The sequence below is a fragment of the Bradyrhizobium sp. IC3123 genome, assembly GCF_020193625.1.
GTDB lineage: Bacteria > Pseudomonadota > Alphaproteobacteria > Rhizobiales > Xanthobacteraceae > Bradyrhizobium > Bradyrhizobium yuanmingense.
The window spans coordinates 45,173-68,852 of the sequence record NZ_JADYVF010000003.1 but is presented as its reverse complement, the minus strand read 5'-3'; the positions used below and the strand labels follow the sequence as shown (position 1 = coordinate 68,852).

Here is a 23,680-nt window from a genome sequence, read left to right as displayed (position 1 = left end):
TAGCGGCTATTCTCAGCCGAGTACGATTATGAAGCAACCCTGCGTGTACATGTTCGCCAATCGCCGCAACGGGACGATCTACACGGGCGTCACCTCCAATCCGCCGCGCCGCGCGTTCGAGCATCGCGAAGGACTGGTAAAGGGTTTTTCATCGAAGCACGACTGCAAGCTCCTCGTCTGGTACGAGCTGAACGCGACCATGTCCGACGCAATTGTGCGCGAGAAGCAGATCAAAGGTGGCAGCCGGGCGAAGAAGCTTGCGCTCATTGAGAGCCTCAATCCGAATTGGGACGATTTGTACGAGGCGCTGATCTGACCGGCAGGAGATCTGCGGCTACTCGGCGAGCCGCTGCCAGGTCCTCCGTCATTGCGAGCGTAGCGAAGCAATCCAGGATCTTTCCGCGGCAGCAGCCTGGATTGCTTCGTCGCAAGGGCTCCTCGCAATGACGGTGGAGAGAGCCGAAGTCATCCGTGGTTGTCCGAGCCTGCGGCGGGCGGTCGTTGGGTTTCGCCAGCTGTCGCCCCACACTCCGTCATTGCGAGCGCAGCGAAGCAATCCAGAATCTTTCCACGGCGGCATTGCTTCGCTGTGCTCGCAATGACGATGTGGTAAGCGTCCGCCCCCTACGACAGCCGCATATCCAGGAGCCTTCGCCCTTCGCCCTTCAGCAGCTTCTTCACCGCGCTCGACGCCACGACCTCGCCGTCATTGGCATAGGCCTCGTGGTTCTTCTCGATGTCGTCGAGGCGGTAGAGGTAGTTGACCATGACGCCGGCGGACTCGCGCATTCCCTTGGGCGAGAGGTCGCCCAGCCAGTTGATGCGCTCCAGCCGAGCGCCGTTGCCGAGATGGAAGCGGGCGACGGAATCGATCAGCTTGCCCTTCGGCGTGCGCGCCTTGAGAAAATAGTGCGCCGCGAGCGGCTCCAGCACGGCGCGGAGCAGCGCCGCCGTCTCCGGGCTCTCGAACCATCTGGGATCGTCGAGGCGCCTCAGCACCTCGCGGTCCTCGTCCGACAGCGGCAGATCCTTGTCCTGCTTAACCCAGGCCATGAAGCCCGGCACCGGCGACAGCGTGACGAAGGTGTCGAGCTTCGGCAACTCGCGGCGCAGCTCTTCCACCACCTGCTTGATCAGGAAGCTGCCGAAGGAGATGCCGCCCAGGCCGCGCTGGGTGTTGGAGATCGAATAGAACACGGCGGTGCGCGCGCGCTCGATCGGCAGGTGCTGGCGGTCGACTGCGAGCAGGGGCTGGATCGCGCCGGGGATCGTCTCGGTCAGCGCCACCTCGACGAAGATCAAGGGCTCGTCCACCATCGCAGGATGGAAGAAGGCGTAGCAGCGCCGGTCGACCGGATCGATGCGGCGGCGCAGATCATCCCAGTCCGAGATCTCGTGCACGGCCTCATAACGGATGATCTTTTCGAGGATGTTGGCCGGCGTCGACCAGTCGATCCTGCGCAGCACGAGAAACCCCCTATTGAACCACGAAGAAAGAAGATGCGAGACGTCGCGGTCGAGCGCGGCGAGATCGGTGTGCCCGTTCATCATGCCGAGCAGATCGGCGCGCATGTTGACGAGATCGCCGGTACCGCCGGGCGCGCGGTTGAGCCGCCGGATCAGCTCCTGCCGGCGCGGCTCGGAAGCGAAGTGCAGCGAGCTTGCGTCCTCGTCGCTGGGCGCGGCCCGCCATGTCTCGATCGCCTTGGACAGGCGCTCCCGGTCGGGACCGAAATCGCGCACCAATCCCTCGAAGAAGGCGCGGCGTCCCGCAGCGTCCAGCTCCCGGTAGATGTCGAGCACCTCGCGCGCCATCGCCGTGCCCGAGGCTTCGCCCCGGCCCGACAGCAGCGCATCGCAGAGCTCGAGCAGTCCGTCGGCATCATGCTTGGTTTCGGCGGCGTCCCCCCGGCGAAGCAACGTGCGGCCGCGCTCGGAGATGGTGGCAAGCAGGTCGGAGAAGAAGGCGTTGGCCATCGGGGCTTTCGTATCAGGTCTGTGCGATGCGGCAAGCTTACACGGGATTTGGGTGCAAGCCGATCACAATCAAGCAGGCGAATGCGGCATCTTTCGCTCCGCCGTGCGTTTGGAGAATGAGGGCATGCCGGAACGGGTCGATGATATGCCGGGCAGTGCTCATTCCAACGCGCTGTCATGCCCCGGCTTGACCGGGGCATCCAGTACGCCGCAGCTTCTCGATTCTAGCCGAGCCGTCTCGGCGTACTGGGTCGCCCGGTCAAGCCGGGCGACGACACCGCGTGTGTTGCAAACTCCGTCGGCGTCCGACCCGTCACCTGGCGGAATGCGGCCGAGAACGCCGGCACGCTGGCATAGCCGAGCTGGGTCGCGAGCTGCTTCACCGACACGCTCGCATCCGTCGATATCCGCTCGATCGCCGCCGCAATCCTCGCGCGCTGGCACCAGCTCTTGAAGCTCAGCTGCGTCTCGCTCGAAAACAGCCGCGACAGCGTACGCGCGGAGGTTCCGACCGCGCGCGCCAGCGTGTCGATGTCGTGCAGGCCGGTGGGATCGTCGAGCACGATCATCGCCGCGCGGCGGCAGCGCGCTTCGCGCGGCAGCGGCACGAAGGTCGCGGAATCCTCGGCCTGGTGCAATTCCAGCATCACCAGGCGCACCAGGAGCTCGGTGCGCTCTTCGGTGTTGCGCCCGTCGAACAGCGCGAGAATCGCCTGATTGAGCAGCGGCGACACCCGCACCACGAATTCCCTGGTCAGGCCGTCATAGCGCTGCTCGCGCTTCAGCCAGGACAGGTCGAAATACAGCGTGCGCATCTCGATGTCGGCCAGCAGGTCGATGGCATGCTCGAGCCCGGCCGGCACCCAGACCGCGCGGTCCGGCGGCACCAGCCAGCGTCCGGCGGGCGTCGTCACCTGCATCGTGCCCTTTGCCGCATAGATCAGCTGCGCCTCGCGGTGCATGTGCAGATCGATCCGCATCCCCTTGGGATAGTCGCGGGCGACCAGGTGCACGCCCGCGGGCGAGCGGTGGTTGCTCCGGACCTCCCGCAGGATTGGCGTTTCCAAGACAGTCATTGGCAGCATCCCGTCATGGGGAGGACATATAACTCATTTCGGAGCAGGAGAGGATTCGGGAATGAACAGCCCCAGTCGGGTCATCGGTTTCGTCAACGCAGGTCATTTCATCGACCATTATTCGATGCTGATCTTCGCCGCCGCTGTCATCATCATGGGCCCGGCGCTCGGCATGGCCTATTCGGAACTCTTGCCCTACGCGACGCCGGGCTTCGTTGCCTTCGGCGCCGGCTCGCTGCTCACCGGCTGGCTGGGCGATCGCTGGAGCCGCCGCCACATGATGCTGATCTTCTTCGTCGGCATCGGCCTTTCGATGATCGCGGTCGGCTTCGTGCAGACCCCCGTGCAGCTCGGCGCGGCGCTGCTTGCGATCGGCATCTTTGCGTCGATCTATCATCCCGTCGGCACCGCCATGATCGTGTCCTACGCCGACCGGCTCGGCCGCGAGATGGGCATCAATGGCGTCTGGGGCAATCTCGGCGTGGCGTCGTCGGCCCTGGTCACCGGCGTGATTGGCCAATATCTCGGCTGGCGTTTTGCGTTCATCGTTCCTGGCGCGGTTACGGTCCTGATCGGCATCGCCTTCGCGCTGAGCGTCGTGCATGAGGACCGCAAGGGCTCGAAGCAAGCGGCGGCGCAGGCGCGGGTGGCCAGGCAGGACATGTGGCGCGTGATCCTGGCGCTGCTGATCGTGGTGATCGCGATCTCCACGACCTTCAACGCCGTCACCGTGGCGCTGCCAAAGCTGTTCGCCGAGCGCCTTGCGGACCTGACCAAGAGCCCGGCGCTGTTAGGTGTCATCGCCGCCGGCGTCTACGTGTTCGGCGCGATGACGCAGTACACGATCGGCCGGCTGCTCGACCGCTACTCCCTGAAGACGGTGGCGCTGCCACTTTCCTTCATGCTGGCGCCATTCCTGTATCTGGCCGCGAGCCTGTCCAACCTGCCGCTGATCGTCGTTTCGATCGGCATCGTCATGGGTGCGTTCGGGCAGGTGACGGTCAACGACGCCATGGTCGGCAAATACACCACGGAAGAGTGGCGTTCGCGCGCCTATGCCGTGCGCTATTTCGTCGGTTTCACCGCGGCCGGCGCCTCCGTCGGTCTGGTCGCCTGGCTCTATGAGCGGGGCGGATTCGTCACCATGCTGCACTCCTTCGCCGCCCTCTGCCTGCTCGCCATCGCCGCCGCGCTGATCCTGCCGCGCGAGATCCGCACGCCGCAGGTGGTGTGAGGGAGACTCTCTCCACCGCATTGCGAGGAGCCCTTGCGACGAAGCAATCCAAATTGCCGCCGCGGAAAAATTCTGGATTGCTTCCGCCTTCGCCAAGGCTTCGGCGGACAAGTCGCTGCGCTCGGAATGACGGAGAATGAGGAGGCACCCTCGCCATGCCACCCACGATGCCATTCTGCCAGTGTTTTGCCCGACGGAGCAAGCCGTTTCGGCAAAGCCGAACTTTTTGAAAGTTTTCAACGGCATCCCTACTGTGCATGGGGTTGTTTTCGCGTTTGGCGTTTTTGCCCCCTCCGTCCCGTCGTGCGCGGCAGGAACTCCCGCCACCTCCCGCGGGTTCTATCCCCGTGGCCCCGACAGCGGGGCCGGGTAAAGGGGAAATGACGCCTGCATGCTGTGGACCTTGCTCCGGCCGGTCGGCCTCGTCCCCGCGGCGCTCATCCTCACCACCATTGCGGCTGGCGCCGAAGCGGGCAAATCGGCCGGCCCGTCCGAATTCCTGCTGGTGGCGCAGACGTCCTGCTGATCGCGGTTGGTCGCGGCCTCGGCGAGATCATGATGCGCGTCGGCCAACCCTCAGTGATCGGCGAGCTGCTCGCCGGCATCATCCTGGGGCCGTCATTGCTCGGCTGGATTTGGCCCGAGGCGCAAGCCGCGATCTTTCCCAACACGCCCGAGCAGAAGGCGATGATCGCCGGCATCGCCCAGTTCGGCATCCTGCTGCTTTTGCTGCTGACCGGCATGGAAACCGACCTCAAGCTGGTCCGGAAGGTGGGCAGGGCCGCGATCGCGATCTCGATCGCTGGCATCGTCGTGCCGTTCGCCTGCGGCTTCGCACTCGGCGAGTTCCTGCCGGATGCGCTGCTGCCCAATCCGCAGGAGCGCCTGGTGGCGTCGCTGTTCATGGGCACGGCGCTGTCGATCTCCTCGGTGAAGATCGTCGCGGTCGTCGTGCGCGAGATGAACTTCATGCGCCGCAACGTTGGGCAGATCATCGTCGCGACCGCCGTGATCGACGACACCATCGGCTGGATCATCATCGCCGTCATTTTCAGCCTCGCTTCGCAAGGCTCGCTCGACATCGTTTCCGTGACCAAGTCGGTGCTGGGAACGCTCGCCTTCCTCGCGGTCAGCTTCACCATCGGCCGCCGCCTGGTGTTCCAGCTGATCCGCTGGGCTAACGACAATCTCGTCAGCGCGGCCGCGGTCATCTCCGTGATCCTGCTGCTGATGAGCGTCATGGCGATGATCACGCATCTGATCGGCGTCCACACCGTATTAGGTGCCTTCGTCGCCGGCATCCTGGTCGGGGAATCGCCGATCCTGACGCGGCAGATCGACGAGCGCCTGCGCGGGCTGATCTCAAGCTTCTTCATGCCGGTGTTCTTCGGTCTCGCCGGACTCAGCGCCGATCTCACGGTGCTGCGCGATCCCAACCTCCTGATGCTCACCGGCCTGCTCGTCGTGATCGCCAGCGTCGGCAAGTTCGGTGGCGCGTTCGTCGGCGGCACCGTGGGCGGGTTGAACGGGAGGGAGTCGCTGGCCCTCGCCAGCGGCATGAACGCGCGCGGCTCGACCGAGGTCATCATCGCGACCATTGGCCTGTCGATCGGCGTGCTCAGCCAGAACCTGTTCACGATGATCGTGACGATGGCGATCGTGACCACCATGGCGATGCCGCCGATGCTGCGCGCGGCGCTGGCCAGGCTGCCGATGAGCGCGGAGGAGAAGGAGCGGTTGGAGCGCGAGGAGTTCGAGAGGCGCGGCTTCGTCGCCAATCTCGAACGTCCCTTGCTCGCCGTGGACGAGAGCGTCAACGCCACCTTCGCCGCGCATGTCGCCGGACTGATCGCCGGCATGCGCGGCCTGCCGATCACGGTGCTGCATATCGGCAAGCGCGCCGAGGAACAAGAGAAGGGGCGCGGCGAGGAAGTGAGCCACGAAGCCGTGGTGAAGAAGGCGGCCGAAACCGTCTCCGCCAACAGCGACAACGATGCCGGCAGCGTCGATGTCATCAGCCGCACCAGGCGCGCGGAGCTTGGCGAGACCATTGCCGACGAGGCGCGCAAAGGCTTCGATCTCCTGGTCGTCGGCATCGCCAAGGTCGCCGCCACCAAGGACCGTTTCGATCGCAAGGTCGAGGATATTGCCGCGAAGTTCGAAGGACCGCTTGCGATCGTGGCCGCCAAGGGCAAGCACCTGAAACAGCCGATGCCCGAGGCGCTCAACATCCTCGTTCCCGTGTCCGGCAGCGCCGTCTCCAAGCGCGGTGCCGAGGTCGCCGTGGCGCTGGCGCAGGCCGGCTCAGGTTCGCTCCGGGTGGTCTATGTAGCGACGACGCGCGACAAGGGTGCGCAGCGCGGTCGCTCGCGCGGGTTGAGCCAGGAGACAGGCATCCTCAAGGACACCAGCGATCTCGCCGCCCGCCACGACGTCGACATCACCACGACCCTGCGCGTGAACCGCGCGCCGGAGGCGGCGATTCTGCGCGAGATCGACACCACCGACGTCGACCTCGTCGTCATGGGCGTTGACCGGATCCAGGCCGACCATCTCTCCTTCGGCGGCGTCGCCGATGCAGTGCTGCGACAGTCGAAGGTCTCGGTGCTCCTGGTCTCGAGCGGCGAGGCGCGGCAGGCGCCGGCGGAGCAGGGTTAGGGCTTCACCTCCGCCACCGCCTGCGGCTTCTTCTTCGACGCCCGCCAGTTCTCGAAGCGCTGCACCACCACGAAGAAGGCCGGCACGAACAGCACCGCAAGGCAGGTCGAGGCCAGCATGCCCGAGAATACCGTGATGCCGATCGACTTGCGCGCGCTGGCGCCGGCGCCGGTGGCGAGCACCAGCGGGACGACGCCGAGGATGAAGGCGAACGAGGTCATCAGGATCGGGCGGAAGCGGGCGCGCGCCGCCTCGATCGCGGATTCGATGATCGGCTTGCCGTCGCGGCCGTGCAGCTCGAGACCGACCTCGACGATCAGGATGGCGTTCTTGGCCGAGAGCGCGATCAAGAGGATCAGGCCGATCTGGCAATAGAGATTGTTGTCGATCTTGAGAGCGGAGAGGATCAGCATCGGCCCGAGCAGCGACAGCGGCACGGCGAGAATCACCGAGATCGGCGCGTACCAGCTCTCGTACTGGCCGGCGAGCACGAGATAGACCAGCAGCATGGCGAGCCCGAACACCCAGTAGATCTGGTTCGAGACCGCCTTCTCCTGATACGACATCGCGGTCCATTCATAGCCGGTGCCCGGCGGCAACGTCTTGTCCGCGATTTCCTCCATCAGCTTCAGCGATTGGCCCGACGAATAGCCCTGCGCCGGCAGGCCGATCACGGTCGAGGACGGATAGAGATTGTAGAGGCTGATCAGCGACGGGCCGGTGGCCGGCGTGATCTTTGCGACGGTGCCGATCGGGATCATGTCGCCATTCGAGTTGCGCACCTGCATGTTGGCGATGTCGCGCTCGGTGACGCGGAAGGCGGGATCGGCTTGCGTATAGACCTGGAACACGCGGCCGAACTTGTTGAACTGGTTGACATAGGAAGAGCCGAGATAGGTCGACAGCGCCGAGAACACCTGATCCGTGGTGACATGAAGCGTCTGAGTCTTGACGCGGTCGATCTCGACGTTGAATTGCGGCACCGAGGAGCGGAACGAGGACTGCACGCGCTGCAGCGCGCTCTGGCTTTGAGCGTTGGTGACCATCGCGCCGGTGATGGCCTGCAGCTTGGCGAAATCGCTGTTGCCGTCGCGCAGCTCGACCTGCATCGAGAAGCCGGCGGCGTTGCCGATGCCCTGGATCGGCGGCGGCGGCAACACGATGGTGCGCGCCTCCATGATATCAGCGAGCTTGTCGTTCAGGCCAAAGACCAGCGAGCGCAGATCCTCACCGGGCCCTTTACGCGCGTCCCAATCCTTCAGGATGATGTAGGCGACACCGGCATTGGCGAGGCTGGCGCTGTTGTCGAGCGCGGAGATGCCGGCGATGGTGATGACCTGCGCCACGCCGGGCGTGTCCTTGATCAGCCCGCTCGCTTTGTCGAGCACGGCCTGCGTCCGCTCCAGCGCGGCGCCGTCGGGCAGCTGCACCGCGGCGATCAGATAGCCCTGGTCCTCTATCGGCAGGAAGCCGGTCGGCACCCGCGACAGGCCATAGCCGCTGGCGGCGATGATCAGCAGTGCGAACGCGACCGAGATGGTGGCGTGCTTCACGAGGAACGTGATCAGCCTTGTGTAGCCGCGCTCGACGCGGTTGTAGACCGCATTGAAGCCCCGATAGAAGAAATTGCGCTGCTCCGGCGGCACGGCCGGCCGCAGCCACAGCGCGCATTGCGTCGGCTTCAAGGTCGCGGCGTTGATGGCGGAGAGCAGGGCGGTCGCGGCGATCACCAGCGCGAATTGCGAGTAGATGCGCCCGGTCAGTCCGGCGAGGAACGAAGCGGGCAGGAACACCGAGATCAGCACCAGCGTGATGCCGACGATCGGCGCGAACAGCTGGTCCATCGCGCGGATCGCGGCGTCATGGCCGTTCATGCCCTGTTCGATGTTGTGGGCGGCGCCCTCGACCACGACGATGGCGTCGTCGACCACGATGCCGATCGCGAGCACGATCGCAAACAGCGTCGACATGTTGATGGTGAAGCCGAGCACCGCCATCGCGGCGAAGGCGCCGATGATGGTGACAGGCACGGTCGTCGCCGGCACCAGCATCGCGCGCCAGTCCTGCAGGAAGATGAGGATCACGACCAGCACCAGCAGGCCGGCCTCGATCAGGGTCATATAGACCTCGTGCACCGAGGCCTCGACGAACTTGGTGGTGTCGAACGGCGTGTCGTACTTGATGCCTTCGGGGAAGCGCTTGGCGAGCTCCGCCATCTTCTTCTCGACGGCCTGCTCGACCTGCAGCGCGTTGGCGCCCGGCGACTGGAACACGCCGATGCCGACCGCGGGCTGCTTGTTGAGCGAGAAGATCTGGCTGTAGGTCTGCGCGCCGAGTTCGACCCAGCCGACGTCGCGCACCCGCGTGACGTCGCCGCTCGTGCCCGTCTTGACGATGATGTTCTCGAACTGGCCGGAATCGTCGAGCCGTCCGTTGACGTTCAGCGTGTACTGGAACGCTTGTCCCGGCGGCGTCGGCGGCGCGCCGACCTGACCGGCGGCGACCTGCTGGCTCTGCTGCTGGATTGCCTGGATCACGTCCTGCGGCACCAGGCCACGCACCTGCAGCTTGTTGGGATCGAGCCAGATCCGCATCGAGTATTGCCCGGCGCCGAATACGGTGACGTTGCCGACGCCGGGCAGGCGCGAGAGCTCGTCACGGATGTTGATAGTGGCGTAGTTGCTCAAGTAGAGGCTGTCGTACCTCGCATCCGGCGAGGTGAGCGTCACGAACAACAGGATCGAGGTCGACCGCTTCTGCACGGTGACTCCCTGGTTCTGCACGGCTTGCGGCAATTGCGACAATGCGCTGGAGACGCGGTTCTGCACCAGCACCTGCGCGAAGTTGAGGTCGGTGCCGATCTTGAAGGTCACGGTCAGCGTGTAGGTGCCGTCGGAGCCGCTGTAGGATTGCATGTACAGCATGTCCTCGACGCCGTTGACCTGCTGCTCGATCGGCAGCGCCACGGTATCGATCACGGTCTTGGCGCTGGCGCCGGGATAGCGCGTGGTGACCTGCACGGTCGGCGGCACCACGTCGGGGTATTGCGCGATGGCGAGATTGAACAGCGCGACGCCGCCGATCAGGATCATCAACAGCGCGATGACGTTCGAGAGGACCGGCCGCTCGATGAAGAACTTTGAGATCATGGCTGGCAGCCCCTACTTGCTCGAGGCCTGCGTCTGCTCGATCTTCGTCACCTGCGGGTCGATCTTCTGGCCCGGGATGACGCGCAAGAGCCCCGCGGTCACGACGCGATCCTCTGGCTTCAGGCCGCTCTCGATCACGCGCAGGCCGTTGTCGACCGGGCCGATCTGTACCTTGCGCTGCTCGACGGCGTTGTCGCTGTTGACGACGAGGAGATAGCGGCCGCCCTGGTCGCTGCCGAGCGCGGTGTCGGGAACGAGCAGGGCGCTCTTCTCCTGGTCGAAGGGCACGCGGACCCGGACGAAATAGCCAGGCAGCAGCACCCGCTTGTCGTTGGGAACGAGGCCGCGCACGGCCAGCGTGCCGGTCGACTGGTTGAGGGTCGGCGAGACGTAGTCGAGCTTGCCCTCATGAGGGTAGCCGGTATCGGTCTGCAGCCCCACTTGAATCGGGAAGTGCTTCATGTCCGCGGGCGTCAGTCCGCGACGGGTCGCCTCGGCGCGGATGCGCAGCACGTCTTGCTCGTTGACGGTGAAGTTCACATAGATCGGGTCCATCGCCACGATGGTGGCGAGCTGGGTCGGCGAGGAGACGCCGACGAGCTCGCCGATCGAGACCATGTGCGCGCTGACGATGCCGTCGAACGGTGCCGTGACCTTGGTGTAGCCGTAATTGACTTCGGCGAGCTTGGTGTTGGCCTGGGCCTGCTGCAGATTGGCCTGGGCGTTGTCGCGGTTCGAGGTCGAGGTGTCGAGCGTGGCTTGCGAGACCGCCTGGCGCTGCACCAGCTCGGCCTGTCGCTTGTAGTCGGCCTCCGCCTGCCGGAGCGAGGCCTGCGCGCCGACTTCGGCCGCCTGCGCCTGCTCGAGCTTGAGCTTGTAGGTCTCAGGCTCGATCGTGAACAGCTGGGTGCCCTGCTTCACGAATGTGCCGTCCTGATAGTCGATCGTTTGCAGAAAGCCCTGCACGCGCGCGACGAGATCGACGCTCTTGATCGGTGCCGTGTTGCCGGTCGCCTCGATGTAGCGCGTCACCGGACGCTGCACCGGCGTCGCGACGTCGACCTTGGGCGGCGGCGGCGCCACGAACGTGTTCTTGTCCTCGCAGCCGGCGAGCACAGCCAATGCCGCGGTTGCGGCGAGTGCCCGACCGATATGTTTCCTCGCTGCTCCATTGCGTCGTGCGGGAGATGCGGGATTGGCGCGCGTCATTCGGTGGTCCCCGATTGCTGTCTGTCGGTGCGGCAGGCTACCAACAAACGGGCAGTCGTGGAACACCATAGCCATGGCGGTCACGGGTCTTGCACCGAAAACGGCAGTGTGGCCTTTGACAGATTTGTCACGACAAGGCGCTTCTTCACCGGCGAACGATTGGCCCGTCTGCACCTAGGGCTGGCGCGCATGCCACGCCGCGAGCACATCCTTCTCGTCTTCGGCAGTGAGACCTACGACGGGCCCGTTGTTGGCGTTGAGCCAATCAAGCGTATCGCGCGCGGTGTCTCCCGGCGGTCGCGAGGTCAATCCGGCCGCGCGTGCCGGCGAGGTATCGCGCGTCAGGAAGCCGGCGTAGTCCGGCAATGGCAGCCACATCGGTAAGGACCGCGGGCCCGCCCAACGCCTGACGTCATGCGCTTCCAGAAAGGCGCGATCGATCCAGGTGAAGGTGCAGGACGCGTTCAGCGCGGAAGCGCATTCGCTCAGGAATCCGCCGCGCGTGCGGATCGGCCCAATCCCGTCATAGATGCCGACGAGACCGCTCTCTGCCGCATGCACGATCCATTGCGCGAGATCGCGCACGTCGATGAACTGGACCGCATCCTCCGGCGATCCCGGCGCCAGCACCTCGCCGCCGCGCGCAAGCCGCGCCGGCCAATAGGCGAACCGTCCGGTCGGGTCCTCGGGGCCTGCGATCAGTCCGGCGCGGCAGATGAAGGCGTCATCGCCGACCGCCTGTTCGCAGGCGACCTTGGCTGCGCCGTAGATCGCCTCGGTGCTGTGCTCGATCTCTCCCGCAACAGGCTCGCGCAGCGGCGCCGTGTCGGCGCGTTGCCCCGGGATGCGGTTGTCCGCATAAACGCTGATCGTCGAGACGAAGGTCCAATGCACGCCCGGCCGCTTCAGCGCGGCGACTGCGCGACGGACCTGGCCGGGATGACGCGAGACATCGACCACGGCGTCGAATGTCTCACCCGCGAGCGGCGCAAGTCCGTCGGCCACGTCGCGGTCGATCCGCAGGAAGCGGGCGCCGGCGGCAATCGGCCCCGCAAGGCCGCGGGCCGCGCAGGTCACGTCATGCCCGCCAGCGGAGGCGTGGCTTGCGATCGCCCGGCCGAGAAACTGGCTGCCGCCGAGAACGAGAATGCGCATGGAAAGGTCCGCGTGATCGATGCCACCGCGAGACTACAACCTGCGCTGGCAGTTGCAACCCGCTTCCTCAGCGCGCCCTGATCTCCGCGTATTTCGCCATCGCTTTCTCGAACTTCCGGTTGAACAGCCACATCGCGGCGAAGATTTCGCGGTAGCTCGCCGAGGTTTTCGCCCGGTCGGCCCGTCCGAAGGCAAAGATGCTGTTGTTGCGCAGGTATCCCATGATTCTGGGGCTTGACACCCGGTAATTCAGGAGATCGCCCGATTTGAGCGCGGACCGCGTCGGGGTTGGAACGATCTGGATCAGCTGGAAAAGCTTCATCTGGTCGATCGTATCAGGCAGCGTCTTGACGATACCCGGAATCTCGCGGAACAGATCGGAGTGCGCGTTCATCAACCCGTTGCGGACGTTGGTCCAGTGGTTGAAGCGCTGATCGGTGCCGCGGGCACGCGCCTCCTCCTTGTCGTCTCGCGCGCTTAAGCCCGGGTCGATCGCAGCTACGTCGCCCTTGATCTTCTCCCATTTCCGCCGGCCGTTGCGGTCTTCGGAGGGGCCGGTCTGGAAGCTGCCCATATAGGTGTTCGAGCGTGCGTTGCGGACGTTCTGCTTGCCGTTGGTCTCCGCAAAGAACAGCCCGAGGCTGATCCGCCCCGCAACTTCGGCATGTTCGGGCGCGAGGCCCTTGGCGCGCGCGATCGCAACGGCGAGATCGACGACGTCCTTGAACGGCGTCGGCGAGCTCTGCGCGCTGGCAGGCGGCGCCTCCATGAGGTCGAAGAGCCTGCCGTATTCGTCGACCAGCGGCTCGATCTCGGCGTCGAAATAGGCCGGAGGAATCTCGAACTTGTTGGGCCGGCCGATCCGCGACGGCATGACGTCGGTGAGGTCCTTGTAGCTGCTGATCACAGCGACGCGCGCGAGATAGAGCGCCTGTCCCGGCAGGTTCGGCAGCGGCTCCTTCGCCTCGATCTGGCGCCGCCGCTCAGTGAGGATGGATTTGAAGTCGCCGAGCGCGCGCTCGTAAGCCGCGAGCGCCTCCGATTGCTGTGGCGTCGGCGCCGCCTTCTGCGCAACGGTGGGCACCGCGCCGAAGATGGCAACAGCCGCGAGGGCCGCGGCGGCAAGTCGTCTCGATCCCATGGCCGATCCTATGGCTGGTTCCCGTCGATTCGATGGCCAGCGAGATCGTAGACGTCGGAGGCGAGCCGCCGCAATTCTCCTTTCACGCCGCCCGGTAGTCCGGCGCCGTCGCCAGGAACTTGGCGTAAGCATCCGCATCCGGCGGCTGGAAGCGGCCCGCGAGTCCGCCGCGCTTCTGGTTTTTCGCGCCGATATCGGCCATCAGCTCGTCGAAATGGCGGTAGTGATAAGGGGCGACGCAGAGGCCGCCATAGACGCCCGCGGCCGGCCGCTCGACGCGCTTGAAGTGCAGCATCATCTCGATGTTGTCGCGCATCGCCTGTGCCGTCGGCTGGTTCGCGAGCTGGCCGTCGGCATAACGCACCAGCCAGTTCGCCGCGAGGTCGGCGCAGAGCACGGTGCAGAACGAGGAGTTGAAGCCGACGAAGCCGAGCTCGGGCAGATCCGGATTGGCGATCAGGCGATAGAGCCGGTACTGCCCGTCGGCATCGACCAGTTTCTGCCGGTAGGCCTCGGGCAGGAACGGCACGCCGAGCTTGTAGCCGATCGCGAGCACGGCGACGTCGGCGCCCACGCGCTCGCCACCACTCATCACGATGCTGTCGCCCTCATAATGGTCGAACGTGCCGAACACGGCCTTGATGCGGCCGTCGGCGACCATCGGGTAGAAGCCCGGCGTTGCGATGGGCACCGAGCAGTTGACGCCGTCCTCGATGCGCTCCTTCGGCACCATGTTGCAGCGGCCGAGCTTGAGCTGCGCCTTCAACAGGCTCTCCAGCCCGCGCCAATTGGCCCAGACCAGCGGCGCGGCGAGGCGGTGCGCGAGCCGTCCCATCGTGCTGATGCCCCAACCCGGAAACATCTCCTCCTGCGCGCGGATGTAGAGGATGCGCTTGAAGTTCACGAGACCGCCGATGAAATAGGGAATGCGCCAGACCGGCTCACGCATCACGATGGTGACCTCGCGCGCGCCTGACTTCACCGCATTCACGGCGATGTCAGTTGCGGACTTCGAGCCGCCGAGCACGACGACGCGGCGTTCCTTCGCCAGGGTCGGATCGCCGTATTTCGACGAGTGCAGGATCTGGCCGCCCTGCGCCAGAAAGGCGTCCTCGCCGGGGCAATGCAGCTCGCGTGGCTCGTTGAATTGCCCGGTGCAGACCGCGACGAAATCGAAATCCTCGCTCGTGGTCGTGCCGTTCCTGTCCTTCAAGGCAAGCGTCCATCCCGACCTGCCGTCGCCACGGCGCGCCATGCCGGCGACTTCGGTGTTGAGCCGCAGCATGCGCTCGAGGCCAAAACTCTTGGCATAGTCGGCGAGGTAGGCGTGGACCTGCGGCCCGGTCGGCCATTCCGGATAGGCATCCGGCATGGCACGGTCGGTGTAGCGGTAGAGCTCCTTCGGGCTCTGGGTCTGCACCTCGGGGTAGGAGCGCGCGGGCTCCCAGACGCCGCCGAGATCCGAGCTGCGCTCGACGATCGTGACGCGGTGGCCTCGGGTGGAGAATGCTTTCGCGGCGGCAAGGCCGGAGACGCCGGCGCCGATCACGCAGACATGTTTTGGGCTGACCATGGGTTTGCTCGATGTGTTGCGCGCAAGCGGCCGCGTTCGGCCGCAAGGCGCGGCCGGCCGGACTGCAAGCCGATGGAAGCGGAGGAAGCGGCGACGGCTAGTCGTTGGCCTCGGGCGGCAGGAAGTCGACCTCATGCAGCGCCGAGATGCGCACGACCTCGGCCGGGTCGGTCAGATTGTGCAGCTGGTTGAACAGCGCCTCCAGCTTCTGCATCGGTGAGACCCAGAACAGCGCGCGGCACGGCTTGTCGGACTTGTTGAAATAGCCGTGCGGGATGCCGCGTGGCATGCGCACGAGGTCGCCGGCATTGGCCTTGACCCATTGACCGTCGAGCTTGAGATCGAGCGTGCCTTCCTGCACCAGGATGAACTCGTCCTGGGTCGGATGGATATGCACCGGCACGAACTGGCCGGGATCGCTGTTGGTCTCGAACGCGAAAGTGGAGTCGGTGACGGCCTTGGGGAAATAGACCTGGCCAAGGATGTTCCAGCTCTTTCCGCCGTAGCCTGTGCCGTTCGCGGTGATGCCTTTTTCGAGTGCAGTCATGGCTTGCTCCTCATGGATTCCGGCGGGGACGGAGCATCGGCCGAGGACGGGCAGCCTGTCTATCCGCTAAACGAATCCGGATGAACCTATTGCCATGCAGCACGACGAATTTGCGAGCTCCGGCCCTTTTCGCCCCCGCGGAACTATTATAGGCTTAAAGGAATTCCGGGCGCGAAGCATGGTCGACGATGTCCGCAGCCGAGCTGGAAATGAGCGCAACAGCCTCTGCAGCCGAACGGCTTGCGGCGTTCGCCCGTGTCACCACTGATGACGTCGACGAGGCGGCCGAGCAGATCGGGCGCATCTTCTGTCCGCACGATCTGAAGCCGACACAGGCGCGCGCGGCCGGCTTCTCTGCCCGGCACAATTGCGCGGCGTTCGACGGTTTCTCCATCAACTACGTCGCCTATGGCGGAGCGGTCAGCATCGATCCGGGCTGCCTCGAGCGCTTCTTCCTGGTGCAGGTCCCGCTTGCTGGCAGCGCCCGCATTCGTGCCGGTCGTCGTGAGCTCGATGCGGCCCCGGACCGGATCGCGTCGCTGCTGTCGCCGACGATTCCGACCCGGATGATGTGGAGCGATTGTGCGCAGGCGATCCTGCTGCTCGATCGCCGCATGGTCGAGCAGCGCGCCGCGGCCTTGTCGGGCAGGGCGACCGGGGTGGTCGAGTTCGATCCGGTGATCGAGCTGGATGCGCCGTCCGGGCGGGCCCTGCAGACGAGGCTCGCCGAGCTGATGACGCTCGCCGAGCGCCTCGGGCCATCAGGCCGGCTCTCGCCGGCCGCGATGGCCGATTGGCGCGAAGCGCTGCTCGATCATCTGCTCAACCGGCAGCGGCATGGCCTGTCGGATGCGATTCAGACGTTTTCGGGGCAGGCCGAGCGTTTGCCGCGCGCCTTGCGCGCCGCGCGCGATCACCTTGCCGACCATGCCGGCGAGCCGCTCGACCTCGCGCAGCTCGCCTGCGCCTCCGGCATCGGCATCCGCGCGCTGCAGCTCGGCTTCCGCCGTCACTTCGGCGTGTCGATCTCGCAGATGCTGCTCGACATTCGCCTCGCCGGCCTCAATGCGCGCCTCGCGCAAGCCGCACCCGATGTTTCCATCACCGAGATGGCCTTCGATCTCGGCTTCACCCATCTCGGCCGCATGGCCGGCGCCTACCGCGAGAAATTCGGCGAGACGCCGTCAGCCACGCTGCGGCGAAGGATGAGCTAGATCCGTCTCGCCAGACCTTGATGCCGGACTCAACCCTCCGGCGAGTCGGTCTGGCGCAGCGTCGTCACCCAGATCACGCGCGCCACCTGCTGGGTCGGGTTGTCGAACATGTGCGGCACGATGCTCGGAAAACGAAAGCTGTCGCCGGCTTCCAGCACATGGGCCTGGTTGTCGAGCCACAGCCGCAGGCTGCCCGAGAGGATGTAGCCCGCCTTCTCGCCGGTGTGCTGCAGGAAGTCGGTGCCGGAGGAGGCGCCGGGGTTGAGCGTGAGCTCGTAGAGCTCGAGCTGGCCTTTGCCTTCCGGCGTCAGCGCTTCCTTGACGACGCCGCTGGCGGTGAGCCGCAGCAGCCGCCTGGCGTTCTTGCGCACGGTGTAGCGCGGCGCTTCGGCAGGATCGCTGCTCTCGAAGAAATAGGAGATGGGAACGTCGAGCGCGATGCTGAGCAGGCGCAGCGTGCGGATCGACGGCATCGCGCGCGCACGTTCGAGCTGGCTGATCATGCCGGTCGACAGGCCGGTCTTGTTGGCGACGTCCTGGATCGAGAGGCCGGCGCGCTGACGCAGCAGCCGCACTGTTTCACCCAGGCGCTGGTCGACCGCATCTTCGGCCTCGGTCGTCGGAGCGTCCTTCAGACTGTTCGTGTCGCCGCGACCATCCATGTCGCTCTCCCATGCATCATCTCAGCGTCGGGGATCGAGCCCCGCGCCTTCAGTCAGAGTGAAAAGCTGGCGCATTCTAGCAATGCGATTGACAGCTGTATTTAGTCGTGATGAACTTTTGGGAGAAAAATTTAGAAGCACTAAAGCCCACTCCTGTCCCTTTGCCGGGGTCTCGGGGGCGCGGGAGACGGTGCCGCGTGCGGAAACGGAGAGTGGGTCATGGCGGACGACACCGGCAAGTTCGGCGTTGGGGCAGGACATCTCGGCATTCCGAATCGCCGTCAATTCTTCCAGCTCGGCGCGGGCGCAGCCGCAGGCTGGACGCTTTCAGGGAACGCCTTCGCACAGACCGAACGTCCTACCAATCCCCCGGACAAGCCGCGCGGCCAGGTGATCGCGGCGCTGTCGCAGGAGCCGACCGTCTTTCATCCCTTGATGCCGGGCATCGAGGTCGATCAGGGCATCTGGTGGCAGGTGTTCTCGCCGCTCTGGTACATCGAGCCCGACGGGAAATTCGTTCCCGACCTCGCCCGCGAAGTCCCGACCATCGAGAATGGCGGCCTCTCGGCCGACGGCCTGACGTGGAAGATCAAGCTGCGCAGCGACGTGAAATGGCACGACGGCACGCCGTTCACGGCCGAGGATGTCAAGTTCTCGCTCGAGCTGATCAACAATCCCGATTTCCGCGTCCGCAACCGCGTCGGCCACAGCCTCGTCAAGGACATCAAGGTCGTCGCGCCCGACGAGATCCACTGGCGAATGGAGGCTCCCTATTCGCCATATATGTCAATTCTCTCGCTCACCTTCATCGTGCCCAAGCACATCCTCGAGAAGGTGTCCGATCCTAATTCCTCGCCGTTCCACAACGCACCCATCGGTACCGGGCCGTTCCGCTGGGCCGAGCGCGTGCCGGGCGACCACATCCAGCTGAATGCCCATACCGGTTATCATGGCAAAGGACCTTACGTCGAACGCGTCGTTTTCAAATACATTCCGGACCTGGCCGTTCTCTACACCCAGTTCCGCACCGGTCAGGTCGACTACACCGGCCTGCAAGGCATCCTGCCGAACTTCGTGCAGGAGGCAAAGACGCTGAAGGGCCGCAAGATCTTCGTCTCTTCGACCTCCTCGGTAGAGCATATCGCGCCGAACCTGGATTTTGGTCCTTTCACTGATCGTGCCGTGCGCGAGGCGCTCTATCTCGCCATCAACAAGCAGGCGATCATCGACGCGCTGAATTACGGTCTGCCGACGCCGACCGAGAGCTTCGTGCCGCAGCAGGCCTGGTCGTTCCAGCAGGGTCTGCCGCAGCACAAATACGATCCTGCCAAGGCCAACGCGCTGCTCGACGCCGCGGGCTGGGTTCGCGGCTCCGGCGGCATTCGCGAGAAGGGCGGCGCCAAGCTCGAATTCACCAACTCGACGACGTCGGGCAATGCGGTGCGCGAGCAGACGCAGCAGCTCCTGATCCAGGACTGGCGTGCGATCGGCGCTGCGATGCGCGTCAACAACATGCCGGCGGCGGTGATCTGGGGCGAGTTCTGGCAGCAGTCGAAGTTCAACTCGGTGCTGGTGTCGGTGAACTTCATGCTCGGCAGCGACCCCGACGTGACGCCGCGCTTCGGCTCCGGCGCCATTCCCGCCAAAGGCGGCCGCGGCTTCAACACCTATCAGTACAGAAGCCCGGAGGCGGATCGTCTGCTCGCTGAAGGCGCCAAGCAGTTCGAACTCGCCCAGCGCAAGACCACCTACGGCGATCTGCAGAAGCTGATCCGCAACGATTTTGCGATCCTGCCGCTGTTCCAGGGCTTCATTGCGGAGGGGGTGAAGGAGGGGCTGCAAGGCTTCCGTCCCAACATCAACACCTCCATCAATTGCTGGAACATCCGCGAATGGTATTGGGCCTGATGTCTCGGGCTGGTCGGATCGCCTGAGATGGCCCGCTACGTCGTCAATCGCCTGGCGCAGGCGATCATGCTGCTGGTGATCGTCTCGGGGATCGGCTTCGCCATCCTGCATCTGGCGCCCGGCGGGCCGCTGTCGCAGTTTGCCGTCTCAAGCCAGATGACGCAGGAGGATCTCGACCGCGTCACCAGGCAGCTCGGCCTCGATCGTCCGCTGCTGGTCCAATATCTCGACTGGTTCGGCCGCATGGTGCGGGGTGATTGGGGCAAGTCGTATCGCGACGGCGAGGCGGTGCTGTCGGTGATCTCCTCGCATCTCGGCGCCACGCTGGAGCTGATGGCGACGGCGACCATCATCGCCGTGCTGCTCGGCTGCTGGATCGGCATCCTTGGCGCGCTACGCCGCTACTCGCTGTTCGATACGCTTGCCACCGTCGGCGCCATGATCGCGCTGTCGATCCCGACCTTCTGGTTCGGCCTCGTCACCATCTACGTCTTCTCGGTCAAGCTCGGCTGGTTGCCGGCGGGCAACCGGCACACCATTGGCGACGGCTCCTTCCTCGACCTGCTGCATCATCTGATCGCGCCGGCCATGGTGCTGGCGCTGGTCGAGACCGCGATGTGGGGCCGTTTCATGCGCTCCTCGATGCTCGAGGTCATCAACCAGGACTACATCCGCACTGCACGCGCCAAGGGCATGCCGGAATGGCGCATTCTCACGGTGCACGCGCTTCGCAACGCGCTGCTGCCGATGATCACGGTCGCCGGCCTGCAGTTTCCGACGCTGCTGGGCGGTGCGCTGGTGGCGGAGACCGTGTTCACCTGGCCGGGCATGGGCCGCCTGTTCCTGGATTCGATTGGTTACCGCGACTATCCCGTGGTGATGGGCATCCTGATGTTCTCGGCGACGATGGTGCTGATCGGCTCGCTGCTGGCAGACATCCTCTATGCCGTCGTCGATCCGCGCATCCGGGTGGGCTGAAGCGATGGCGACCGCAGCCCTCTCCACCGTTCAGCTCGCGCCCGGCCAGGCCGCGTGGCGGCGCTTTCGCCGGCATCGGTTGGCGCTCGCGGGCGCCTTGATCATCCTCGTGCTCGTGCTCGGTTCGACGTTCGGCCCCTACCTGCTGCCGTTCGACGACACCTACATCGACATCATGAAGCGGTTCGCGCCGCCGCTCTCCGGCGCGCATATTCTCGGCACCGACGAGCTCGGCCGCGACGTGCTGGCACGGTTGATGATGGGCGGGCGGGTCTCGCTCTCGATCGGCATCGTCGCGATGGTGATCGCGATGGCGGTTGGCATTGTCGTCGGCGCCTTTGCCGGGTTCTATGGCGGCGCGGTCGGCGCGGTGTTGATGCGGCTCGTCGACGCCGTGCTGTGCTTTCCGACCATCTTCCTGCTGCTGGCCCTCGCAGCGCTGACCGAGCCCGGTCTCGTCACCACCACCATATTGATCGCCGCCACGGCCTGGATGGCGGTGGCCCGCGTGGTCGAAGCCCAGGTGCGTTCGCTGCGCGAGCGTGAGTTTGCGGTCGCCGCGCTCGCCTTCGGCTCGTCGAACCTGCGCATCATGTTCCGCGAGCTCGTGCCCAACGCGATCGCGCCGATAGTGGTTGCCGCGACGCTCAACGTCGCCAAGGCGATCCTGCTCGAATCCTATGTCAGCTATCTCGGCTACGGCATCCAGCCGCCGGCGGCGAGCTGGGGCAACATGCTCAACAATGCGCAGATCTATCTCACCAGCGCGCCCTGGCTCGCGATCGCGCCGGGCGTCGCCATCACGCTCGCGGTGACCAGCTTCAACTTTCTCGGTGACGGCCTGCGCGATGCGCTCGATCCGCGAATGAACATCCCGTGACGCGCAAGACCTCTGACGCGCAAGAGCTCGAACTGAACTCCAGGAGTGCCCCATGTCCCCGCCGCTCAACCGCATCAACAGCGACGAACGCCTGCCGGCGCAGGTAGATGTCGTCGTCATCGGCGGCGGCGTCATCGGCGTCTCGGCCGCCTATCATCTGGCGAAGAAGGGGCACTCCGTCGCGCTGGTCGAGAAGGGCCATGTCGGCGGCGAGCAGTCGAGCCGCAATTGGGGCTGGTGCCGCCAGCAAGGCCGCGCACGCGAGGAGATCCCGCTCGCGCGCGAGGCGCTGCTTCTGTGGGAGGACATGCAGAACGATGCCGGCGTCGATGCCGGCTTCCGGCGAACCGGGGTGTTGTTCCTGACCAAGAGCAAGGACGAACTCGCCAGCTGGGAGCGCTGGGCCGCGGTCGCGCGCGAGATGCAGGTTCACTCCACCGTGCTGACGCCGACCGAGGTCGCCGAGCGCATGCCCGGCAACGCCGACACATGGGTCGGCGGCCTGCACACGCCGAGCGATGGCCGCGCCGAGCCGTCGATGGCCGTCCCTGCGCTCGCCACCGCCGCACGCAAGCACGGCGTCACCATCCACCAGGGCTGCGCCGCGCGCGGGCTGGAGACGACTGGCGGGCGCGTCAGCGCCGTCGTCACCGAGAAGGGCACCATCCGCACGCAATCCGTGCTGCTGGCGGGCGGCGCGTGGTCGTCGCTGTTCTGCCGCCGCCACGGCATCGAGCTGCCGATCGGACTCGTCAACGCCACCGCGTGCCGGACCACGCCGGGACCGGAGATCACCTCCGGCGCGCTTGGCACCGATTTCTACTGCATCCGCCGCCGCCTCGACGGCGGCTTCACGCTGGCGCTGCGCAACCGCGGCACGGTCGAGCTGTCGCCGGACCTGTTCCGTTACGCGCGCACGTTCTGGCCGACCTATCAGCATCGCAAGAACGGATTGAAGCTCTCGTTCGGCAAATCGTTCTTCGATCAGCTCATGCGCGGCACCAGCTGGAGTTTCGACAAGCCATCGCCGTTCGAGGCCGAGCGCGTGCGCGATCCCGCGCCCGACATGTCGCTGGTCAATGCGGCGCTGGCGGCGCTGATCAAGTCGAATCCGGAATTGAAGGACATCGAGATCGCCGAAGCCTGGGGCGGCACCATCGACTGCACGCCCGATACGATTCCGGTGATCTCGCCGGTCCACGCGCTGCCGGGTTTCTTCCTCGCGACCGGCTTCTCCGGCCACGGTTTCGGCATCGGTCCCGCCGCCGGCAAGCTCGCCGCCGACCTCGTGACCGGCGCGACGCCGCTGGTCGATCCCGCCGCTTACAGCCACAAGCGCATGATCGACGGCCGCCGGCTCGCGCCAGTCAGCCCGTTCTGAGGGCGGCATGACGGTTCTCTACAAGGCCAATATGGTGCGCGGCGCCGAGTGGGCGCGCTTCTTCGCGGAGCGCGCGCCCGACGTGCCGTTCCGGCTCTGGCCTGATATCGGCGACCCCGCCGCGGTGCGTTATCTCGTGGCCTGGGTGCCGCCGGATGACATCACGACGACCTTTCCCAATCTCGAGCTGGTCTTCTCGGTGGGCGCGGGCGTCGATCAGTTCGACACCACGACAGTCCCGGCGCACATCCCGCTGGTCCGCATGCTGGAGCCCGGCATTGCCGAGACCATGGTCGAATACGTCACCATGGCCGTGCTTGCCCTGCATCGCGATCTCCTCGATTTCATCAGCCAGCAGAGGCAGCAGGTCTGGCGCGAGATCCGGATCACGCCGGCCAGGCGCCGGCACGTCGGCGTGATGGGGCTCGGCCAGCTCGGCCAGGCCGTGCTGGAACGGCTCAAGACGTTCGGCTTTCCGCTTCTTGGGTGGAATCGTTCGCCGCGCGAGATCGAAGGCGTCACCTGTTACGCGGGGGCCGATGCCTTGCCAGAATTTCTGGCGCAGGCCGACATTCTCGTCTGCCTGCTGCCGCTAACGGATCAAACGCGCGGCATTCTCAATGCCGAGCTGTTCGCGCGCCTGCCGCGCGGGGCAGGGCTCGTCAATGTCGGACGCGGCCCGCATCTCGTCGAGGCCGATCTCCTCGCAGCCCTCGACAGCGGCGCGCTATCAGGTGCGGTGCTCGACGTCACCGATCCCGAGCCGCTGCCGGCAGGCCACCCGTTCTGGAGCCATCCGCGTATCCTGCTGACGCCGCACAACGCCAGCATGACCACGCCCGATACGGCCGTCGATTTCGTGCTCGACGTGATCGCGCGGCATCGTCGGGGCGAGGAGCTGCCGGGTCTGGTGGATCGCAGGCGGGGCTATTAGGGCA

The 23,680-nt window shown here is 65.6% G+C and carries 17 protein-coding genes and 1 pseudogene; 9 read left to right on the top strand and 9 right to left on the bottom strand.

Features of this window, described 5'->3' with window-relative positions; translation table 11 throughout:
- Positions 1 to 28 precede the first annotated feature (28 nt).
- The gene (locus I6F20_RS10390) at positions 29 to 316 is read left to right on the top strand and encodes a GIY-YIG nuclease family protein (RefSeq protein ID WP_225126072.1); all 288 of its coding nucleotides are present in this window, start codon (positions 29 to 31) and stop codon (positions 314 to 316) included.
- Between the two features lie 308 nt (positions 317 to 624).
- Here I6F20_RS10390 and I6F20_RS10385 read toward each other — a convergent pair whose 3' ends face one another.
- Positions 625 to 1,977: a malonyl-CoA decarboxylase gene (locus I6F20_RS10385; RefSeq protein WP_225126071.1), complete on the bottom strand. Its 1,353-nt coding sequence runs from the start codon at positions 1,975 to 1,977 to the stop codon at positions 625 to 627.
- A gap of 224 nt (positions 1,978 to 2,201) precedes the next feature.
- A complete protein-coding gene (locus I6F20_RS10380; RefSeq protein ID WP_225124003.1) occupies positions 2,202 to 3,053 on the bottom strand; it encodes an AraC family transcriptional regulator in 852 nt (283 codons plus the stop codon).
- 61 nt (positions 3,054 to 3,114) lie between these two features.
- Between I6F20_RS10380 and I6F20_RS10375 the strand changes: the two genes are divergently transcribed.
- Together I6F20_RS10375 and I6F20_RS10370 are read left to right on the top strand one after the other, a co-directional pair.
- Positions 3,115 to 4,287 carry an MFS transporter gene (locus I6F20_RS10375; protein WP_225126070.1) on the top strand — a complete coding sequence of 391 codons (1,173 nt, stop codon included), beginning with the start codon at positions 3,115 to 3,117 and terminating at the stop codon, positions 4,285 to 4,287.
- A gap of 391 nt (positions 4,288 to 4,678) precedes the next feature.
- Positions 4,679 to 6,945, top strand: a pseudogene (locus I6F20_RS10370) (cation:proton antiporter domain-containing protein).
- Here the strand turns inward: I6F20_RS10370 and I6F20_RS10365 are convergent.
- The 6 genes from I6F20_RS10365 to I6F20_RS10340 form a co-directional block, all read right to left on the bottom strand.
- Complete coding sequence (locus I6F20_RS10365) at positions 6,942 to 10,094, bottom strand: efflux RND transporter permease subunit (protein ID WP_225126069.1); 3,153 nt, start codon at positions 10,092 to 10,094, stop codon at positions 6,942 to 6,944. The pseudogene I6F20_RS10370 and the gene I6F20_RS10365 sit on opposite strands and share 4 nt — an antisense overlap.
- A gap of 12 nt (positions 10,095 to 10,106) precedes the next feature.
- Positions 10,107 to 11,303, bottom strand: a complete 1,197-nt coding sequence (locus I6F20_RS10360) for an efflux RND transporter periplasmic adaptor subunit (protein ID WP_225126068.1) — start codon at positions 11,301 to 11,303, stop codon at positions 10,107 to 10,109.
- Positions 11,304 to 11,477: 174 nt separating this feature from the next.
- Positions 11,478 to 12,458 carry an NAD-dependent epimerase/dehydratase family protein gene (locus I6F20_RS10355; RefSeq protein WP_225126067.1) on the bottom strand — a complete coding sequence of 327 codons (981 nt, stop codon included), beginning with the start codon at positions 12,456 to 12,458 and terminating at the stop codon, positions 11,478 to 11,480.
- A 67-nt stretch (positions 12,459 to 12,525) separates the two neighbouring features.
- Positions 12,526 to 13,599, bottom strand: a complete 1,074-nt coding sequence (locus tag I6F20_RS10350) for a hypothetical protein (RefSeq protein ID WP_225126066.1) — start codon at positions 13,597 to 13,599, stop codon at positions 12,526 to 12,528.
- Positions 13,600 to 13,681: 82 nt separating this feature from the next.
- Positions 13,682 to 15,172, bottom strand: coding sequence for a flavin-containing monooxygenase (locus tag I6F20_RS10345; RefSeq protein WP_225126065.1), 1,491 nt, complete (start codon positions 15,170 to 15,172; stop codon positions 13,682 to 13,684).
- Positions 15,173 to 15,269: 97 nt separating this feature from the next.
- Entirely contained in the window at positions 15,270 to 15,719 is a 450-nt protein-coding gene (locus tag I6F20_RS10340; protein ID WP_036042217.1) for a cupin domain-containing protein, read from the bottom strand.
- Positions 15,720 to 15,907: 188 nt separating this feature from the next.
- On the opposite strand from I6F20_RS10340, the gene I6F20_RS10335 reads away from it, so the two are divergent.
- A complete protein-coding gene (locus I6F20_RS10335) occupies positions 15,908 to 16,933 on the top strand; it encodes an AraC family transcriptional regulator (RefSeq protein ID WP_050996011.1) in 1,026 nt (341 codons plus the stop codon).
- A gap of 29 nt (positions 16,934 to 16,962) precedes the next feature.
- On the opposite strand, the gene I6F20_RS10330 is transcribed toward I6F20_RS10335, so the two are convergent.
- Complete coding sequence (locus tag I6F20_RS10330) at positions 16,963 to 17,595, bottom strand: cupin domain-containing protein (protein ID WP_225126063.1); 633 nt, start codon at positions 17,593 to 17,595, stop codon at positions 16,963 to 16,965.
- Between the two features lie 219 nt (positions 17,596 to 17,814).
- Here I6F20_RS10330 and I6F20_RS10325 point away from each other — a divergent pair, with 219 nt between their 5' ends.
- From I6F20_RS10325 to I6F20_RS10305, 5 genes are read left to right on the top strand one after another with little or no spacing between them, the layout of a single operon-like run.
- On the top strand, positions 17,815 to 19,503 hold the full coding sequence (locus I6F20_RS10325; protein WP_225126061.1) for a peptide ABC transporter substrate-binding protein: 1,689 nt from the start codon (positions 17,815 to 17,817) through the stop codon (positions 19,501 to 19,503).
- A 27-nt stretch (positions 19,504 to 19,530) separates the two neighbouring features.
- Complete coding sequence (locus I6F20_RS10320; RefSeq protein ID WP_036013130.1) at positions 19,531 to 20,481, top strand: ABC transporter permease; 951 nt, start codon at positions 19,531 to 19,533, stop codon at positions 20,479 to 20,481.
- A 4-nt stretch (positions 20,482 to 20,485) separates the two neighbouring features.
- Entirely contained in the window at positions 20,486 to 21,361 is an 876-nt protein-coding gene (locus I6F20_RS10315) for an ABC transporter permease (protein ID WP_225112139.1), read from the top strand.
- 52 nt (positions 21,362 to 21,413) lie between these two features.
- A complete protein-coding gene (locus tag I6F20_RS10310) occupies positions 21,414 to 22,742 on the top strand; it encodes an NAD(P)/FAD-dependent oxidoreductase (RefSeq protein WP_225126059.1) in 1,329 nt (442 codons plus the stop codon).
- Between the two features lie 7 nt (positions 22,743 to 22,749).
- Complete coding sequence (locus I6F20_RS10305; RefSeq protein WP_225112141.1) at positions 22,750 to 23,676, top strand: 2-hydroxyacid dehydrogenase; 927 nt, start codon at positions 22,750 to 22,752, stop codon at positions 23,674 to 23,676.
- Positions 23,677 to 23,680: the final 4 nt, after the last annotated feature.

Bases quoted from the DNA above. Each gene is read 5' to 3' on its own strand.
- I6F20_RS10390 (WP_225126072.1), top strand. From the start codon at position 29: ATGAAGCAACCCTGCGTGTACATGTTCGCCAATCGCCGCAACGGGACG.
- I6F20_RS10330 (WP_225126063.1), bottom strand. From the start codon at position 17,595: ATGGATGGTCGCGGCGACACGAACAGTCTGAAGGACGCTCCGACGACC.
- I6F20_RS10320 (WP_036013130.1), top strand. From the start codon at position 19,531: ATGGCCCGCTACGTCGTCAATCGCCTGGCGCAGGCGATCATGCTGCTG.
- I6F20_RS10360 (WP_225126068.1), bottom strand. From the start codon at position 11,303: ATGACGCGCGCCAATCCCGCATCTCCCGCACGACGCAATGGAGCAGCG.
- I6F20_RS10310 (WP_225126059.1), top strand. From the start codon at position 21,414: ATGTCCCCGCCGCTCAACCGCATCAACAGCGACGAACGCCTGCCGGCG.
- I6F20_RS10305 (WP_225112141.1), top strand. From the start codon at position 22,750: ATGACGGTTCTCTACAAGGCCAATATGGTGCGCGGCGCCGAGTGGGCG.
- I6F20_RS10380 (WP_225124003.1), bottom strand. From the start codon at position 3,053: ATGACTGTCTTGGAAACGCCAATCCTGCGGGAGGTCCGGAGCAACCAC.
- I6F20_RS10315 (WP_225112139.1), top strand. From the start codon at position 20,486: ATGGCGACCGCAGCCCTCTCCACCGTTCAGCTCGCGCCCGGCCAGGCC.
- I6F20_RS10385 (WP_225126071.1), bottom strand. From the start codon at position 1,977: ATGGCCAACGCCTTCTTCTCCGACCTGCTTGCCACCATCTCCGAGCGC.
- I6F20_RS10345 (WP_225126065.1), bottom strand. From the start codon at position 15,172: ATGGTCAGCCCAAAACATGTCTGCGTGATCGGCGCCGGCGTCTCCGGC.
- I6F20_RS10355 (WP_225126067.1), bottom strand. From the start codon at position 12,458: ATGCGCATTCTCGTTCTCGGCGGCAGCCAGTTTCTCGGCCGGGCGATC.
- I6F20_RS10335 (WP_050996011.1), top strand. From the start codon at position 15,908: ATGTCCGCAGCCGAGCTGGAAATGAGCGCAACAGCCTCTGCAGCCGAA.
- I6F20_RS10350 (WP_225126066.1), bottom strand. From the start codon at position 13,599: ATGGGATCGAGACGACTTGCCGCCGCGGCCCTCGCGGCTGTTGCCATC.
- I6F20_RS10365 (WP_225126069.1), bottom strand. From the start codon at position 10,094: ATGATCTCAAAGTTCTTCATCGAGCGGCCGGTCCTCTCGAACGTCATC.
- I6F20_RS10325 (WP_225126061.1), top strand. From the start codon at position 17,815: ATGGCGGACGACACCGGCAAGTTCGGCGTTGGGGCAGGACATCTCGGC.
- I6F20_RS10340 (WP_036042217.1), bottom strand. From the start codon at position 15,719: ATGACTGCACTCGAAAAAGGCATCACCGCGAACGGCACAGGCTACGGC.
- I6F20_RS10375 (WP_225126070.1), top strand. From the start codon at position 3,115: ATGAACAGCCCCAGTCGGGTCATCGGTTTCGTCAACGCAGGTCATTTC.